The sequence below is a fragment of the Pseudomonas sp. PA-5-4B genome, assembly GCF_021606215.1.
In the GTDB taxonomy this organism is placed as follows: Bacteria; Pseudomonadota; Gammaproteobacteria; order Pseudomonadales; family Pseudomonadaceae; genus Aquipseudomonas; species Aquipseudomonas edaphica.
Genome location: NZ_WKDB01000002.1, coordinates 173,022 through 189,633, shown reverse-complemented (window position 1 = coordinate 189,633; position 16,612 = coordinate 173,022). Strand labels below are relative to the sequence as shown.

Here is a 16,612-nt window from a genome sequence, read left to right as displayed (position 1 = left end):
CTTTTATCACCAACATTTGTGCCCAGGAGACCTCACATGCCTGACTTCTCTGGCTTGCCGCTGGTGATCGAGTCCAGCGACCTGCTTGGTCGCCTGGATGCCGAACACTTGATTCTGGTGGACCTCACCAGTGCCGCCCGCTACGCCGAAGGGCATATCCCCGGCGCGCATTTCGTTGACCCCAAGCGCACCCAACTGGGCCAGCCGCCAGCACCCGGCTTGCTGCCGCACAAGGCCGACCTGGAAAAGCTGTTCGGCGAACTGGGCCACACCCCGGACGCCACTTACGTCGTCTATGACGACGAAGGCGGCGGCTGGGCCGGGCGGTTCATCTGGTTGCTCGACGTGATCGGCCACCAGAAGTACCACTACCTGGATGGCGGCCTGCTGGCCTGGCTGGACGAAAAACACCCGGTATCCACCGAAGTGCCCGCCCCGGTTGGCGGCCCGGTCAGCCTCACGCTGCACGACGGCCCCACCGCCACCCGCGAATACCTGCAAAGCCGTCTCGGCGCCGCCGACCTGGGGATCTGGGACGCACGCGGCCCGCTGGAATATTCCGGCGAGAAAGTGCTCGCCGCCAAGGGTGGTCACATCCCCGGCGCCGTCAACTTCGAATGGACTGCCGGTATGGACAAGGCGCGCAACCTGCGTATCCGCCGCGACATGCCGCAGATCCTCGAAGACCTCGGGCTGACCCGCGACAAAGAAATCATCACCCACTGCCAGACTCACCACCGCTCTGGCTTCACCTACCTGGTGGCCAAGGCGCTCGGTTATCCGCGAGTCAAAGGTTATGCCGGTTCCTGGGGCGAATGGGGCAACCACCCCGACACCCCCGTCGAGATTTAAGGTTTAAGGACAGTTATGAAAAAGCAGTTGTTTATCCTCAGCCAGTACTTGCTGCCGCACCACTTGCTGTCGCGCCTGGCCGGCTGCATTGCCGAGTGCCGCGTGCGCTGGTTCAAGAATGCCTTCACTGCGTGGTTCGCCAAGCGCTATCAAGTGGACATGTCCCAGGCGCTGGTCGAAGACCTCACTGCCTACGAGCACTTCAATGCCTTCTTTACCCGCGCCCTGAAAGACGGCGCCCGCCCGCTGGATGAAACTCCAGGCGCGGTGCTGAGCCCAGCCGACGGCGCGGTCAGCCAGCTTGGCCCGATTGAACACGGTCGTGTGTTCCAGGCCAAAGGCCATAGCTTTAGCGTGCTGGAATTGCTCGGTGGTGATGCGGCGTTGGCTGCACCGTTCATGGGCGGTGATTTCGCCACTATTTACCTGTCACCGAAGGATTACCACCGCGTACACATGCCTTTGGCCGGTACGCTGCGTGAGATGGTCTACGTGCCGGGCCGGATTTTCTCGGTCAACCAGACCACCGCCGAAAACGTGCCGGAACTGTTTGCGCGCAACGAGCGTGTTGTCTGCCTGTTCGACACCGAACGCGGCCCGATGGCTGTGGTGTTGGTGGGCGCGATGATTGTGGCGTCGATTGAAACCGTATGGGCCGGGCTGGTCACGCCGCCGAAACGCGAGCTGAAAACCTTCCGCTACGACGAAGCCGCACGCGCGCCGATTCACTTGGAGAAAGGTGCTGAACTGGGCCGCTTCAAGCTGGGTTCGACCGCCATCGTGCTGTTCGGGCCGGATCAGGTGAAGTGGGCAGAGGAGTTGGTGGCGGGTACGCCGGTGCAGATGGGCCAGGGTATCGCACTGCCGAAAGCCTGATTTAAAGCTGATGCAAATCAAATGTGGGAGCCGGGCTTGCCCGCGATAGCGGCGTATCAGTCAATACTTCAATGACTGAACTATCGCTATCGCGGGCAAGCCCGGCTCCCACAGTTACTGCAATCTTGCAGTTAGATCGGCTTACAACTGCCCGTCGCGATCGCGAAAGCCCAGCAGATACAACACACCATCCAGCCCCAGCGTCGAAATCGCCTGCTTGGCCGATTGCTTGACCAGCGGCTTGGCACGGAACGCCACACCCAACCCGGCAATCGCCAGCATCGGCAAGTCATTGGCGCCGTCGCCGACCGCAATGGTCTGCTCCAGACGCAAACCTTCCTTGTGGGCCAATTCCTTCAGCAAGTCCGCCTTGCGCTGTGCGTCGACAATCGGCTCGACCGCCACGCCGGTCACTTTGCCATCCACCACTTCCAGCTCGTTGGCAAATACATAGTCAATGCCCAGCTTGGCCTGCAATTGCTTGGCGAAGTAGGTGAAACCGCCCGAGAGAATTGCAGTCTTGTAGCCCAGGCGCTTGAGTTCGGCAAACAAGGTTTCGGCGCCTTCGGTCAGGCGCAGCGAAGCACCGATCGAATCCAACACACTTACGTCCAAGCCCTTGAGCAGTGCCAGGCGCTCCTTGAAGCTGGCGCGAAAATCCAGCTCACCGGCCATGGCGCGCTCGGTGATTTCGGACACCTGCTCGCCCACACCGGCGGCCTTGGCCAACTCGTCGATGACTTCGGCTTCGATCAGCGTGGAATCCATATCGAACACCGCCAGGCGGCGGTTACGGCGGAACAGCGAATCTTCCTGGAAGGCGATGTCGACATTCAGTTCCTGGGCCACGCTGAGGAATTCGGCGCGCAAGGCTTGCGGGTCGGCCGGCTCGCCGCGCACGGAGAACTCGATGCAGCCCTTGCCTTTGTCGGCCGGCGTGTCCAACGGCATACGACCCGACAGACGGTCGATGTGATCGATATTCAAACCATATTGAGCGGTGATCGAGCTGACACGCTGCAATTGTTCGGCGGTTACTTTGCGGGTCAGCAGGGTCACGATGTGGCGCTTTTTACCCTGGCCTTCGACCCAATGCTGGTAATCGGCTTCGGAAACCGGGGTGAAACGCACCTGTTGATCAAGCTTATACGCCGTAAACAGGATGTCTTTGAGCACCGACGAGGCCTGCTCGGTGCTGGGGATTTCCACCAGGATGCCGAACGACAGCGTGTCGTGGATCACCGCTTGGCCGATGTCGAGAATGTTCACACCACCCTGGGCCAGAACACCGGTAATGGCTGCGGTGAGACCCGGGCGGTCTTCGCCGGTGATGTTTATCAGGACAATTTCGCGCAAAGCGCACCCCCAGGCTGGAAAAAAACCGCATTCTACCCACTTTCAGTGACCATCGGGCACAGCGAGCGCTTTGCCGGTTCTAGGCCTGTCGCTATACTGCGCGTCAACTTCACGGACCAAGAGCCGAGCGCAAGTGAACCGGCCCACGCCAGTAAAAACCGATAACTTCTTCCTGCTGATCTTCCGGGCACTGCGCCACCGCCGTGTACCGATCGCATTACGCATCGCCAGCCATAACGTGATCCTGGTCGCTCTGGCCTTGGTGATCTACGCCTGCGTGATGGGTTTGCAGTTCAAGCAGGCCATGCACGAGCAAGCCGACGCCCTGGGCGAGAGCCTGACGACCCAGACCGCCACTTCGGCGACTGAGTTGCTGGTGTCCAACGACATCCTCAGCCTCAACGTGCTGCTCAATAACCTGACCAAGAACCCGCTGGTGGCCCACGCCGCCATCTACAGCGTGGACAACCGGATCATGGCCGAAGCCGGGCAGCGCCCGAAAAACGGCCTGCTGGGTGAAGCCGAAGGTCTGTATTCGAGCAATATTACGTTTCAGGATGTGAAGGCCGGGCAACTGCGCATCAGCCTCGACATGCAGCAATTCCAGCAGCCGATGACCATCAGCCTGCAAAGCATGGGCATCCTCAGCGCGATCCTGCTGGCACTGGCCCTGGCCCTGAGCTTGCGCCTGGGTCGGCATATCTCCACGCCGCTGATGCAACTGCGCATCTGGCTGCGCGATATCGACGAACACACCCCGGCCACCGACCGCCAGGATGAAATCGGCGACCTCGCCCGCCAGCTTCACGCCAGCTTCGCCCCGGAGCCGGTGGTGCCTGAGGTTGAACCCGAGCCTGAGTACGACGACACCGACTACGACGATGAGCCCGAGTTTGAAGTGCGCAACCTGCGTGACCCAGGCTTTGACGAAAGCGCGCCGGTGGCCGCCCTCAAGCCTGCGCCACGCCAGGTGATCAAGGCCGAAGAAGACGAACTGGACGATGAAGACCCGTTCGCCGACCTGCGCGACACCTCGGCCGCCGCACCCGTTGTCGCCCCGCAACCTGCGCCGGTGAAAAATACCGAGCCGCAGCACAGCGCCGTACTGGCGGTGCAACTGGGCTCGCAGGACCAACTGCGTCGCCTGCCCCGCGCCCGCCTCACCGAATTGCTGGAGCGCTACCGCGACTGCCTCGACCAGGCCGCGTCGCTCTACCAGAGCGAGCTGCACACCCTGAACGATGGCAGCACGTTGATGCTGTTCCACAGTGAAGACAGCGGCGAAGACTACCTGACCAACGCGATTTGCTGCGGCGAACTGCTGCGCGCCCTCGGCCATGCCTTGCAGATTGAAGTGGCCGACAGCGGCATTACCTTGCAGCTGCAACTTGGCCTGACCGTCGGTGACGATCTGTTCGGCATGAGCCAGATCGACCTGCTGCTTACCGAGATCGCCCAGGATGCGCTGGCCTTGTCCCAACACAGCCGCAACCTGCTGCTGGTGGAGCGCAAGATCAGTGAAGATGCGTTGATCCGCCAGCGCGCACGTATCCGCCCGATTGCCAGCCCTGAAGGTGCTAGCTGTGTGGAGCGGCTGATGGAGCCGTACCCGTCGATGCTCGAGCGGCAGTTGGCGCGGATGCATGAGACCCGTAACAAGCCCTGACAGCTGATCGTTCCCACGCTCCGCGTGGGAATGCATTCCGTGACGCTCTGCGTCACTGCTGCGCAGTGCTGACGGCGGGACGCGGAGCGTCCCAAGAGGCATTCCCACGCGTAGCGTGGGAACGATCAAATCGCAGACAACAAAAAGGCCCGCTGAGTAAGCGGGCCTTTTGTTTGGGCGCGATTCAGATCAGAACCTGAACACTTCCATATCCGTGCGAATCGGCGTGGCCATCGGCATCTTAGGCTTCTGCGGAGCTGACGGTTTGGCCTGGGACGGCGCTTGCTTGCGCGGCGCCTCGGCCACTGGCGGCTGGTTGGCCAATGGCTTGAGCGCCACCGACAACTGTTGCGCCAGATGCTGCAACAACACGCCCTGGGCCTGGACCTGGGACGCGGTGGTGCCGGTATGTTCTTCCTGCAGGTGCACGATGCGGTTATCGCGCACCTGGCCACGGCGGTCGATCAAGCGCCATTGGGCGTCAAGAATCGCCGGTTGCGAAGCACCCGAGTCAAGCCGCGTGATGGTCAGCAATACCTGCACGTCCGGGGTAAAACCCGCCGGCCCAGGCGCAAGCACCACACGCTGGCTGTCGAGATGGCCAGCCACCTGACGCAACATCAGCTGGTTGATATCGGACGACAAACTACCCGCCCAACGACCATCGGTGGAACCTTGCAGGCTGCCGTCGTTCTGACGTTGAAGCAGGGTTTCGCGTTGCAGGTAATCAGCAACGACGACCGGGCCAAGCAAAACGGCCATGCCTGCGGTTTGCGCAGGCTGAGCCGGACTTCCGCTGTCCAGCTGGTACAGCGACACCGGTTGGTGTGTGCTGCAACCCGCCAGCCCCAAAAGGCCAGCGAGCATCAAAAATAAAGGAAGGCGTGGAGCAGTCATCATCCCATCCAGGTGGCTGCCACAAGGCGAACCACAATGTAATACTAAAAATAACCTAAACACGCTCGGCCACGCCGGCGCTGGAAAGGCCATATCATCCGTGAATATGCGCCCTGACTCCAGCGCGAAAGCGCCGATCTACGCGTTAAATCGTAGATCGAGCCCTCTAATCCGCCTTAAACAGGCGTTTCCACTAGCAAAGCATCCACGCGCTGGAAGCCACGCGGCAGTTTATTACCCCGTCGGCCACGCTCACCCTTGTAGTGTTCAAGGTCGTCGGGGCGCAGTGACAGCGTGCGCTTGCCAGCCTGGAGCACCAGGGTAGAGCCTTCCGGGATCACGGCGATGTCGGTCACGTACTCTTCGCGACTGGCCACGCGCTCCCCGGGAATCCCGATAATCTTGTTGCCCTTGCCTTTACCCAACTGCGGCAAATCGCTGATCTTGAACACCAGCAAACGCCCTTCGGTAGTCACCGACGCCAGCCAGTTGCTCTCGCGGTCCTCCACGGTGCGCGGCAGGATCACCTTGGCGTTGTTCGGCAAGCTCAACAACGCTTTGCCCGCCTTGTTCTTGGCCTGCAGGTCTTCACCCTTGACCACAAAACCGTAACCCGCGTCGGAGGCGATCACGTACAGCGAATCGTCATCCGGCAGCAGCACGCACTCGAAATTCGCCCCCGGTGGCGGTGTGAGACGCCCGGTCAGCGGTTCGCCTTGGCCACGTGCCGATGGCAAGGTGTGCGCCGGCACCGAATAGCTGCGCCCGGTGGAGTCGATAAACACCGCAAACTGGTTGGAACGCCCGGCCGCAGCGGTCTTGAAACCATCGCCAGCCTTGTACGAGAGGCCGGTGGCGTCAATATCATGCCCTTTGGCGGAACGAACCCAACCCTTTTCCGACAGAACGACGGTAATTTTCTCGTTAGGCAACAGTTCGGTTTCTGTCAGGGCTTTCGCTTCTGCGCGCTCGACGATTGGCGAGCGGCGATCATCGCCATAGGTTTCGGCGTCTTTGATCAGTTCGCTGCGCACCAGCTTCTTGAGCTTGGTTTCGCTACCCAACAGGGCTTGCAGCTTGGCTTGCTCCTTGAGCAGCGCGTCTTGCTCGTCGCGCAACTTCATCTCTTCGAGCCGCGCCAACTGACGCAAGCGGGTGTCGAGGATGTAGTCGGCCTGGATCTCGCTCAGTTCGAAACGCGCGATCAGCTCGGCTTTCGGGTGCTCGGCGGTGCGGATGATGTGGATCACTTCATCCAGGTTGAGGTAAGCGATCAGCAAACCATCCAACAGGTGCAGGCGGCGCTCAACCTTGTCGAGACGAAATTGCAGGCGGCGGCGCACGGTCTGTACGCGGAACTCCAGCCATTCCACCAGCAGGTTGCGCAGGTTTTTCAGCTGTGGCTTGCCGTCCAGGCCGATGATGTTGACGTTGACCCGGTAGCTGGACTCAAGGTCGGTGCTGGCGAACAGATGCTGCATCAGCACTTCGTGGTCGACCCGGCTGTTGGTCGGGATGATCACGATGCGGCAGGGGTTTTCGTGGTCGGACTCGTCACGCAAGTCAGCCACTTGCGGCAATTTCGACGGTTTGGCCTGCATCAGCGCGGCAATCTGCTCCAGCACCTTGGCACCGGACACCTGGTGCGGCAGTGCGGTGACAATAATGTCGCCGTCTTCAATGTGGTAAACCGCGCGCATGCGCACCGAGCCCTTGCCGGTCTCGTACATCTTCAGCAGGTCGGCACGCGGCGTGATGATTTCCGCTTCGGTCGGGTAATCCGGGCCTTGAATATGTTCGCAGAGCTGCTCGACCGTAGCTTTTGGCTCATCGAGCAAACGCACACAGGCAGTCGCGACTTCGCGCAGGTTGTGCGGCGGCACGTCAGTGGCCATGCCGACCGCGATGCCGGTGGTGCCATTGAGCAGGATATTCGGCAAACGCGCCGGCAACACCAGCGGTTCGTCCAAGGTGCCGTCAAAATTCGGCCCCCAGTTCGCAGTGCCCTGGCCCAACTCGCTCAGCAGCACTTCCGAGTAACGCGACAGGCGCGCCTCGGTGTAACGCATGGCGGCGAAGGACTTGGGATCATCCGGCGCACCCCAGTTACCCTGGCCATCCACCAAGGTGTAGCGGTAGCTGAACGGCTGGGCCATCAGCACCATGGCTTCGTAGCAGGCCGAGTCGCCGTGCGGGTGGAACTTACCAAGCACGTCACCGACCGTACGCGCCGATTTCTTGTGCTTGGAATCTGCGTCCAGGCCCAACTCACTCATGGCGTAGATAATGCGCCGTTGTACGGGCTTAAGGCCGTCGCCGATATGCGGCAAGGCACGGTCCATGATCACGTACATGGAGTAGTTGAGGTAGGCATTTTCGGTGAAGTCAGCCAGCGATCGGCGTTCTACGCCATCTAAGCTGTCTGCGAGGATGTCACTCATGCGGGCCTCATCATTGTTTGGTCTGGCGCAGCAGCATGGTGCCGCTGCGCTGGGTAAATTCAAGTTGTTTCAATGCACTCATGCCCAACAGTACCTGCTCACCGCCCAAGCCCGGCGCTACCAGCGCGCGGACGTCCTGCAGGACAATATCGCCCAGCTTCAGGCGATCAAGGCTGGTGCGGTAGCCCTGGCTACGCCCATTGGCGGTGCTCAAGGTCACGGGCAGGCCGCGCTTGAGCCCGAGGCGGTCGGCCAATTCGGCCGGCACAGCCACATCGGTCGCGCCGGTGTCGAGCATAAACTCCACCGGCGATCCGTTGATCTGGCCGCTGGCGACAAAATGCCCTTGGCCGTTGCCCAGCAATTTTACTTCGATGTAACCCTCATGCTGCTCTGAGGTCACCACCGCATTGGGGTTTTCCTGACGCGCTTCCCACTGCCCAAAAAAACGCGTGGCCAAAAACAGCCCGGCGCCCCATGCCACGAACATCAGTACACGTCCGGCACGTTTGCCGGGCGGCGCTGCCGTCATGGTTGGGCGCCCCAGCCACCGGCCGGCGCGGCAAAACGATAGACCACCGGGCGTTTTTCACCGTCGGCACGCGGGCCAAAATTATTGTCGATACCCAACCACACACCTTCGGCATCCACCACCAGGGCTTCGGCCAAGCCATAAGGCTGGGCATAACGCCGGTTCGGTGTCAGGGTTTCGTCGGCAAACGACCAGCACAGCTCGACTTTGGCCGTGACCGCATCGCGCCGGCAAATCTGGAACGCATTGCGCTCCAGGGTAAACAGCTTGCCGTTGAACAGCGCCAGGTCGGCAAAGTCCTTGGACACCGCCTTGGCGTTGGTGAACTGTGCCGGTTGCACTTCCTGGCCGGCCTCGCTCAGCAACACACAGGGCCCATCGCAATCCCACACGCTCTGGCCACGCTTGATCGAGATCAACCCTCGTCGCTCTCGCTCGGCGGCCAGCCAGATCTGATTGCCTTCGGGGTTGATCGCCAAACCTTCGAACAAGGCATTGAAGTGCAGCAACATCCCACTGGCCCGCGCTTCGCGGACCATGCCCGGAGCAATCTTCAACCATTGCGGCGCACCGTTCACCGGCACTTGCAGCACCGCCGCATGGGCTTCACTGACAATGTAGCGGTTGCCGGCGGCGTCACAGGTGATGCCTTCAAAATCCAGGTCGCCGCCACGAATGAACGATGCAGCCTTGGTGCGCGAGCGCAGCCCCCAAGGCAGGCCGGACTCGGGCACCGGTGGCACCTCGATCTTCACGGTTTCGGCCTTCCAGGTCGGCGCGCTGATATCGAGGCGGTAAATCTGGTCGTCATCGCGGTCGGAAACCGTCCACAGGCCCTGGCCACACAGCGCCAGGCCCGACAGGTTGCCACCGCGCATGCCGTCCACCAGGTGTTCGGAGACCAGTTTAAGCTCAGCCACGGGCGCGGCCACCCCTTGGGTGGCCACCAACCCGCTCAACATCAGGATCGCCAGGGCGAAACCTGTGCGCATCAGCCCAGCACCTCGGCCAGGTTACCCTTGGACTCCAGCCAGGCTTTGCGGTCCGGCGCACGCTTCTTCGCCAGCAGCATGTCCATCATTTCCGACGTGCCGGCGAAGTCTTCCAGGGTCAACTGCACCAGGCGGCGAGTGTTCGGGTCCATGGTGGTTTCGCGCAACTGCGGCGGGTTCATCTCACCCAGGCCTTTGAATCGCGTGACCTGTGGCTTGCCGCGTTTCTTCTCGGCCACCAGGCGGTCGAGGATGCCATCGCGCTCGGCTTCGTCCAGGGCGTAGAAAATCTCTTTGCCCAGGTCGATACGGTACAAGGGCGGCATGGCGACGTAGACGTGGCCGGCATCCACCAACGGGCGGAAGTGCTGCACAAACAGTGCGCAGAGCAACGTGGCGATGTGCAGGCCGTCGGAGTCGGCGTCGGCGAGGATGCAGATCTTGCCGTAGCGCAGCTGGCTCATGTCCGCCGCGCCCGGGTCTACACCAATTGCAACGGCGATGTTGTGCACTTCCTGGCTGGCCAGGACTTCGCTGCCGTCGACTTCCCAGGTGTTGAGGATCTTGCCGCGCAACGGCAGGATCGCCTGGAACTCTTTGTCCCGCGCTTGCTTGGCGGAACCGCCGGCGGAGTCACCTTCGACCAGAAACAGCTCGGAGCGCATCGGGTCTTGCCCGGCGCAATCGGCCAATTTGCCTGGGAGTGCCGGGCCTTGGGTGATGCGCTTGCGCTCGACTTTCTTGCTGGCCTTCAGGCGACGACCGGCGTTGTTGATCGCCAGCTCCGCCAGGGCCAGGCCCAGTTCCGGGTGCTCGTTGAGCCATAGGCTGAACGCGTCCTTGACCACACCGGAGACAAACGCCGCCGCCTCGCGGGACGACAAACGCTCTTTGGTCTGGCCGGAGAACTGCGGCTCCTGCATCTTCATCGACAGCACGAACGCGATGCGCTCCCACACGTCTTCCGGCGCCAGCTTCACACCGCGCGGCAACAGGCTGCGGTATTCGCAGAACTCGCGCATGGCGTCCAGCAAACCCTGGCGCAAACCGTTGACGTGGGTGCCGCCCTGGGCGGTGGGGATCAGGTTGACGTAGCTTTCCTGCACGCTGTCGCCACCTTCGGGCAACCACAGCAGCGCCCAGTCGACGGCTTCTTTATTCCCCGCCAGGCTGCCGCAGAACGGCTCGTTAGGCAGGCGTTCAAAGTCGCTGACCGAGTCTTCCAGGTAGGAGCGCAGGCCATCTTCGTAGTGCCATTCGACCTTTTCGCCGGTGCCTTTGTCTTCAAAGCTGACCAGCAGGCCCGGGCACAATACCGCCTTGGCCTTGAGTACATGCTTGAGGCGGCTGATGGAGAATTTTGGCGAATCGAAGTATTTCGGGTCCGGCGCGAAGTACACGCTGGTGCCGGTGTTGCGCTTGCCAACGGTACCGACGACCTCCAGGTCGGTGGCTTTGTAGCCATCGGCAAAGGTCATCTGGTACTCGTTGCCGTCACGCTTGACCTTGACCCGCACCAGGGTCGACAGGGCGTTGACCACGGATATACCCACACCGTGCAAGCCACCGGAGAACTGGTAGTTCTTGTTGGAGAACTTGCCGCCCGCATGGAGCTTGGTAAGGATCAGCTCGACGCCCGACACACCCTCTTCCGGGTGAATGTCCACCGGCATGCCGCGACCATCGTCGGACACTTCCAGGGAATGGTCGGCGTGGAGGATGACTTGTACCGACTTGGCATGCCCGGCCAAGGCTTCGTCGACGCTGTTGTCGATGACTTCCTGGGCAAGGTGGTTCGGCCGACTGGTGTCGGTGTACATGCCGGGGCGTTTGCGCACCGGGTCGAGGCCCGAGAGGACTTCGATGGCGTCGGCGTTATAAGAGCTAGCGCTGGGAGTGGCCATGGGGTCTCGTCGTGAGTCGTTCGATTAAAAAGTGCCCCTGGACTTTACAGTGCTGCAAAGTCGAAGGATTGATACTGATCTGCGCCAATGCCGGCAAAACTCAACATGGCCGGCAATTGCTGGGCGAACCCCTGGTAACCATGGTCGCCACCGGCCTGGATGCGCAAGGCACAGGCCCGGTAATACTGCTGGGCGAGGCGATAATCCAGGGTTTCATCCCCGGTCTGCAACCACACTTGATAACGCGCGGCATCCTGGGGCGCCGGCACTTCCAGTTCGGCCAGGGCCGTGACGTGGTCGTGGGTCAGCTCCCAGGTTTCATCGGTGTAGAGGTTCTTCTGGGTGCCCAGGTAACCGTCAAACATCCGATGCGGGCTGACCGCCGGGTTCACCAGCAGCGCCTTGAGGCCATGGCGTTCGGCAAGATGGGTTGCATAGTAGCCGCCGAGTGAGCTTCCCACCAGCAGCGGCCGCCCCAGTTCCGCAATGGCCTCTTCCAATTGAGGAATCGCCTGACGCGGGTGGTGATGCAGGGCCGGCACACGCAATTGGTCGCTCAACCCGAGGCTGTCCATCACGGTGCTCAACTGGGTTGCCTTGTTGGACGCAGGCGCGCTGTTGAAACCGTGGATATATAGAATCGACGCGGACATGCCGGGCTCTCCGTGCATCAGCCAAAGAGGCGCAGTTTACAGGGAATACAGGCAGAAGCGGATCGAATGTGGGAGCTGGCTTGCCTGCGATGGCGGCGGATCAGTTAGCTATTGATTAACTGGCCCACCGCTATCGCAGGCAAGCCAGCTCCCACATTTTGATCAGTGTTTGCAGGGTTTAATAGCCGTTGCTGCCGTAATCGACGGTAAATTCGAATCCTTTTACCCGCTCCACGCCCGTCTCCAACCGTCCGTCGGCATGCAATCGCAGCCAGCGATACCCCGGTGCCTGCTCGCTGACCTTGAAGTCCTCGCTGCCCGGCGCGAACTGGATACAGGTGGACGGCGACGCCAGCAGGCGCACGTCGTTGCGCTCGCGGTCGATTTCCTGGTGCACATGGCCCCACAGCACCGCTTTTACCTGTGGGAAACGGTCGAGTACGGCAAACAGGGCTTCAGGGTTGCGCAGGCCGATGGGCTCCATCCACGCACAACCGATGGACACCGGATGATGGTGAAAACACACCAGATGATGACGGTTTGGCGCCTCACTCAGGGCTTGGGCGAGCAATTGCAATTGCGAATCCTGCAAATAACCGGGGACCGAGCCCGGAACCGCCGAATCCAGCAGGGTGACGCGCCAATTGCCGATATCGACCACCGGCTCGAGCAAATCGCTGTGCACCGCCGCGTGGGCCATGATCTGCGGCTCGTCGTGGTTGCCAGGAATCCAGCGCGCCGGCGCGTCGATCTGCCGAGTCAGGTCGCGAAATAGCTGGTAAGACTCAAGCGTGCCGTCCTGGGACAAGTCTCCAGTGGCCAGCACCAAATCGATCTGCGGCTGTTGCTCGCGCACCAAACCAATCACCCGCTGCAGGCTGTCGCGGGTGTTCATGCCCAGCAGCGAACCGTCGGCCTCGGCAAACAGGTGGCTGTCGGACAACTGCACCAGCAGCACCGACGCATCAGGGTTCACAGCGGATACGCTCGGCAAGGCGCTCTCCCAAGGCAATCACAGGAATGGATAGGTAGCGCGATTATGCTGGGGCAGGACACAAAGAGGAAAGACGCAGTTCACATCTAGCGCACGACTTCGAATTCATGGCCCAGGGCCAGGCAGTGACTCAACCATTCGCCGAGGAACACATTGAGTTGTGCTTTCTCATCGGGCTGGTGCATGAACACATTCGGGTAAGGATAGATGCTGCGAAAGCGTCGCGCATGTTCTGCGCTGATGACTTCGGCCATGCGCGCATCGTGATACACCTGAACCTCCAGCTGCGGCACCGGCAGCCAGGGCAGGCTGTGCTCCTGGCGCACCCGCAGGGTGGTGGTGTACGGGCAGTTGACGATGACCTCAAGGGTCAGCACGCCCAGCATCTGGTCGCCATGGGTCACGGCAATACGCCGCGCCTCAGGCGCGTGACGCATGTCGGGGAGCAGGCGCATCAGCCGCGCATAATTGGCCTCGCAGGCGGCTTGCAACCCGATCAGGTCAACCCGGTATCGTTCCCGTGCCTTTACTGCCATAACCCCCTCACTTCCGCGCGATTAAGCGCAAGCCATTGCAGGGCGATAATGCTGGCTGCGTTGGAAATTTTGCCGTCACGCACCGCTTGCAGGGCATCTTCAAAGGCCCAGGGGGTGACGCGGATATCTTCTGCTTCTTCTTCCAGTCCATGGACGCCACCTGCACCTGAGCTGTCGCAACGACCGAGGTACAAGTGCACGAATTCGGTACTGCCACCGGGCGACGGGAAATATTTGGTGATCGGCCACAGCGCAGAGAACGTAAGGCCAGCTTCCTCCTCGGCTTCGCGGTGTGCAACCTCCTCCGGTTGTTCATCCTTATCAATCAGCCCCGCGACCATTTCCACCAGCCACGGGTTGCCGGTACGGCCCATGGCGCCGATACGGAACTGCTCGATCAACACCACTTCATCGCGCTGCGGGTCGTAGGGCAGCACGCACACCGCATCATGACGCACAAAGACTTCACGATTGATCACCCGGCTCATGCCGCCATCGAACTTCTCGTGGCGCAGTTGCACGCGATCAAGCTGGTAAAAGCCCTTATAGGCATTGTCGCGCTGAACGATCTCGATGGTGTTCGGCGTCGATTTGGCAATGTCCGTCATATCCTTCCTCGTTACGCAGGTGCAATTCGCGCCATCCTAACGCGCCCATGGCCCTTGATGCAGCCCCTTTCCGGTTGCCGGGATAGACGGCGGACGTCAAACTCACTCTAATCAGCTTAGTGGCGAACTGACGGCTTTGTTCGCAGTCGAAGCGCTACTCTTTTTCGCTTTCCATCGATTTCCGAAGGACGCACATGTCGCTTTTAAAAATCGCCTCCGTGGCCTGTATTGCCTTGACTCTGGGCGCTTGCCAGAGCCTGTTCCAGCCCAGCTACCTCAAGCCCCTGGACACCAAGCCGGACACTTCCGAACAAATCAAACCCGGCTGCAACAGCCCGGAATGCCCACTGGTGAACATCGACACCGTGCACTTCCCCAGCGAGCCGCAGTTGGACAGCATTGTTGAGCAACGCCTGCTGCAAATGACCCGCACCACGCCCGGCGCCAGCGTGCCGCCGACCTTGAATGCGTACCGCGACAAGTTCCTGCGTGAGTCGCCCAACCGCAACAGCATGTACTTGCAAGCCAAGGTACGTGAGCAGCATGACGGACTGGTGATCGTTGAAGTGTCCAGTTATCTGGATACCGGCACCGCCCACGGCGAGCCCGGCCGCGGTTTCATCAACTATTCACGCCTGCTGCACAAAGAACTGAGCCTGGCCGACATGCTGCTGCCGGGCCAGGAACAGGCGTTCTGGAACACCGCGAAAGTCGCCCACAACAGCTGGCTGATCAATTCGCAGATGGACCGCGACCCGGAGTTCGTGAAGAGCTGGCCGTTCCAGAAAACCCCGAATGTGGCCCTGACCAGCGCCGGCGTGGTGCTCAAGTACAACGTGAGCACCATCGCCCCTTATGCATTGGGGCTGATCGAAATGACCATCCCCTATGCGCGCCTCACCGGCGTGCTCAAGCCTGAGCTGATGCCTGCGCGCCACTGACCGCACGCCCAAGGATCAGCTGTAACAGCCCTGCCAGCACCAGTGCCGGCAGGGTTGCACCGATATTCGGATACAGGTTGGCCAGCACGTGATAGGTGGCGATGCCACCCAGCCAGGCCACCAGCGCCGGCCAATGCAGGTTGGCAACCGTGCCTTGGCCACGGTGACGCAGGATAAAGTGATCCACCAGCACCACGCCAAACAGCGGCGCAAACACCGAGCCGATCAGCAGCAGGAAGTTCTGATACTGCGCCAGCGGCGCCAGGCAGGCGATCAAGGTGCAGATCACACCGATGGCCAAGGCCAGGTGCTCGACCTTCAAGCGCAACAGAACCCCGCTGGACACTGCCGCCGAGTGAATATCGGCAAAGGCGTTTTCCGACTCGTCCAACAGGATCAGCAGCAACGGAATGCCCAAGCCAGCACCGGCCAGCGCCAGCAACAGCGCATTCACTTCACCACTGGGCGCAAATGCCAGGGTATAGGCCACGCCCAGGCTCATCAGCCAGAAGTTACCGATAAAGAAGCCCAACGCCGTACCGCCGAACACGCTTTTGGCGCGCTGGCCGAAGCGTGAGTAGTCGGCGATCAGTGGCAACCACGACAGCGGCATGGCGATGGCAATATCAAAGCCCACCGCAAACGGCATCGAGCCGTCACCGGACTTGGCCCACAACGCCGTGAAGTCAGCCTTGGCGAACAGGTTCCAGGTCAGCCACAGGCAGGCGGCGAGCAGCAGCCAGATGCCCCATTTACGCAGGATCTGGCGCACGAATGTCAGCGGCCCGCTGACCGCCAGCAACGTCGCCAAGCCTCCGAAAAACAGGGTCCACAGCAATGGGCTGGCGAGCAGGCTGCCCTCGCTGAACGCGCGGGTGCCCAGCAAGCTGGCGGCGTCGCGCATCACGATGATCTCGAACGAGCCCCAGCCGACCAGTTGTAAAAGGTTCAGCAGTGCCGGCAGGCTCGCGCCCTTGGCGCCGAGGCTGAGTTTGAGCGCGGCCATGGCGGACAGGCCGGTGTCGCTGCCGATCACACCGACGGCGGCCAGCAGCAACACACCGACCAGCGTGCCGAGAAAAATCGCCAGCAACGAGCCGGACAAGCCCAGGCCCGGCGCGAGCAAGGCGCCGGTTTGCAGGACCATCAGGCCGATGCCAAGGGAGAACCACAGGGAGAACAGGTCGCGGGCGCCGAACACGCGTTTGTCAGCCGGCACCGCGATTTCAGGAGAGTAAGTACTCGGTTGAATGCTCAAGGGTTTTATCTCTGAGGGACATGATCGTTCCCACGCTCTGCGTGGGAATGCCGCTAAGGACGCTCTGCGTCCGCCTTTGTGACGCAGAGCGTCACGGGATGCATTC

At 61.3% G+C, this 16,612-nt stretch carries 15 protein-coding genes; 4 read left to right on the top strand and 11 right to left on the bottom strand.

The features are described 5' to 3' along the window. Positions 1 to 36 precede the first annotated feature (36 nt). Both rhdA and asd read left to right on the top strand, forming a co-directional pair. Positions 37 to 852 carry a thiosulfate sulfurtransferase gene (rhdA, locus tag GIW28_RS02725; RefSeq protein ID WP_099548090.1) on the top strand — a complete coding sequence of 272 codons (816 nt, stop codon included), beginning with the start codon at positions 37 to 39 and terminating at the stop codon, positions 850 to 852. A gap of 15 nt (positions 853 to 867) precedes the next feature. Further along, the gene (gene asd / locus GIW28_RS02720; protein ID WP_017138475.1) at positions 868 to 1,728 is read left to right on the top strand and encodes an archaetidylserine decarboxylase; all 861 of its coding nucleotides are present in this window, start codon (positions 868 to 870) and stop codon (positions 1,726 to 1,728) included. A gap of 141 nt (positions 1,729 to 1,869) precedes the next feature. Here the strand turns inward: asd and serB are convergent, their stop codons facing one another. Continuing rightward, complete coding sequence (gene serB, locus GIW28_RS02715; RefSeq protein ID WP_017138476.1) at positions 1,870 to 3,084, bottom strand: phosphoserine phosphatase SerB; 1,215 nt, start codon at positions 3,082 to 3,084, stop codon at positions 1,870 to 1,872. Between the two features lie 133 nt (positions 3,085 to 3,217). Here serB and GIW28_RS02710 point away from each other — a divergent pair, with 133 nt between their 5' ends. Continuing rightward, positions 3,218 to 4,750, top strand: a complete 1,533-nt coding sequence (locus GIW28_RS02710; RefSeq protein ID WP_065930685.1) for an AhpA/YtjB family protein — start codon at positions 3,218 to 3,220, stop codon at positions 4,748 to 4,750. A gap of 189 nt (positions 4,751 to 4,939) precedes the next feature. Here the strand turns inward: GIW28_RS02710 and GIW28_RS02705 are convergent, their stop codons facing one another. The 9 genes from GIW28_RS02705 to GIW28_RS02665 form a co-directional block, all read right to left on the bottom strand. After that, positions 4,940 to 5,647, bottom strand: coding sequence for a PqiC family protein (locus tag GIW28_RS02705; RefSeq protein ID WP_170039107.1), 708 nt, complete (start codon positions 5,645 to 5,647; stop codon positions 4,940 to 4,942). A gap of 176 nt (positions 5,648 to 5,823) precedes the next feature. Then, a complete protein-coding gene (parC, locus tag GIW28_RS02700) occupies positions 5,824 to 8,088 on the bottom strand; it encodes a DNA topoisomerase IV subunit A (RefSeq protein WP_017138479.1) in 2,265 nt (754 codons plus the stop codon). A 10-nt stretch (positions 8,089 to 8,098) separates the two neighbouring features. After that, a complete protein-coding gene (locus tag GIW28_RS02695; RefSeq protein WP_017138480.1) occupies positions 8,099 to 8,620 on the bottom strand; it encodes a retropepsin-like aspartic protease family protein in 522 nt (173 codons plus the stop codon). Next, positions 8,617 to 9,612: an esterase-like activity of phytase family protein gene (locus GIW28_RS02690; RefSeq protein WP_236445729.1), complete on the bottom strand. Its 996-nt coding sequence runs from the start codon at positions 9,610 to 9,612 to the stop codon at positions 8,617 to 8,619. Before GIW28_RS02690 ends, GIW28_RS02695 begins: the two co-directional genes overlap by 4 nt. After that, positions 9,612 to 11,516 (bottom strand): DNA topoisomerase IV subunit B, encoded by a 1,905-nt coding sequence (gene parE / locus GIW28_RS02685; protein WP_099548087.1) that lies wholly within the window; start codon positions 11,514 to 11,516, stop codon positions 9,612 to 9,614. Before parE ends, GIW28_RS02690 begins: the two co-directional genes overlap by 1 nt. A 44-nt stretch (positions 11,517 to 11,560) precedes the next feature. Beyond that, entirely contained in the window at positions 11,561 to 12,169 is a 609-nt protein-coding gene (locus tag GIW28_RS02680) for a YqiA/YcfP family alpha/beta fold hydrolase (protein ID WP_099548086.1), read from the bottom strand. 178 nt (positions 12,170 to 12,347) lie between these two features. Then, entirely contained in the window at positions 12,348 to 13,163 is an 816-nt protein-coding gene (gene cpdA, locus GIW28_RS02675) for a 3',5'-cyclic-AMP phosphodiesterase (RefSeq protein ID WP_099548085.1), read from the bottom strand. 86 nt (positions 13,164 to 13,249) lie between these two features. After that, positions 13,250 to 13,699 carry a DUF1249 domain-containing protein gene (locus GIW28_RS02670; RefSeq protein ID WP_017138485.1) on the bottom strand — a complete coding sequence of 150 codons (450 nt, stop codon included), beginning with the start codon at positions 13,697 to 13,699 and terminating at the stop codon, positions 13,250 to 13,252. Continuing rightward, complete coding sequence (locus GIW28_RS02665; protein WP_017138486.1) at positions 13,690 to 14,307, bottom strand: NUDIX domain-containing protein; 618 nt, start codon at positions 14,305 to 14,307, stop codon at positions 13,690 to 13,692. Before GIW28_RS02665 ends, GIW28_RS02670 begins: the two co-directional genes overlap by 10 nt. Before the next feature lie 194 nt (positions 14,308 to 14,501). Here GIW28_RS02665 and GIW28_RS02660 point away from each other — a divergent pair, with 194 nt between their 5' ends. Next, the gene (locus GIW28_RS02660; protein ID WP_186617917.1) at positions 14,502 to 15,248 is read left to right on the top strand and encodes an RsiV family protein; all 747 of its coding nucleotides are present in this window, start codon (positions 14,502 to 14,504) and stop codon (positions 15,246 to 15,248) included. On the opposite strand, the gene cytX is transcribed toward GIW28_RS02660, so the two are convergent. Beyond that, positions 15,217 to 16,506 (bottom strand): putative hydroxymethylpyrimidine transporter CytX, encoded by a 1,290-nt coding sequence (gene cytX / locus GIW28_RS02655; protein WP_236445731.1) that lies wholly within the window; start codon positions 16,504 to 16,506, stop codon positions 15,217 to 15,219. The genes GIW28_RS02660 and cytX overlap by 32 nt on opposite strands. Positions 16,507 to 16,612: the final 106 nt, after the last annotated feature.

Coding starts and splice junctions, on each gene's coding strand:
- rhdA (WP_099548090.1), top strand. CDS start 37: ATGCCTGACTTCTCTGGCTTGCCGCTGGTGATCGAGTCCAGCGACCTG.
- asd (WP_017138475.1), top strand. CDS start 868: ATGAAAAAGCAGTTGTTTATCCTCAGCCAGTACTTGCTGCCGCACCAC.
- GIW28_RS02705 (WP_170039107.1), bottom strand. CDS start 5,647: ATGACTGCTCCACGCCTTCCTTTATTTTTGATGCTCGCTGGCCTTTTG.
- parC (WP_017138479.1), bottom strand. CDS start 8,088: ATGAGTGACATCCTCGCAGACAGCTTAGATGGCGTAGAACGCCGATCG.
- GIW28_RS02695 (WP_017138480.1), bottom strand. CDS start 8,620: ATGACGGCAGCGCCGCCCGGCAAACGTGCCGGACGTGTACTGATGTTC.
- GIW28_RS02690 (WP_236445729.1), bottom strand. CDS start 9,612: ATGCGCACAGGTTTCGCCCTGGCGATCCTGATGTTGAGCGGGTTGGTG.
- parE (WP_099548087.1), bottom strand. CDS start 11,516: ATGGCCACTCCCAGCGCTAGCTCTTATAACGCCGACGCCATCGAAGTC.
- GIW28_RS02680 (WP_099548086.1), bottom strand. CDS start 12,169: ATGTCCGCGTCGATTCTATATATCCACGGTTTCAACAGCGCGCCTGCG.
- GIW28_RS02670 (WP_017138485.1), bottom strand. CDS start 13,699: ATGGCAGTAAAGGCACGGGAACGATACCGGGTTGACCTGATCGGGTTG.
- GIW28_RS02665 (WP_017138486.1), bottom strand. CDS start 14,307: ATGACGGACATTGCCAAATCGACGCCGAACACCATCGAGATCGTTCAG.
- GIW28_RS02660 (WP_186617917.1), top strand. CDS start 14,502: ATGTCGCTTTTAAAAATCGCCTCCGTGGCCTGTATTGCCTTGACTCTG.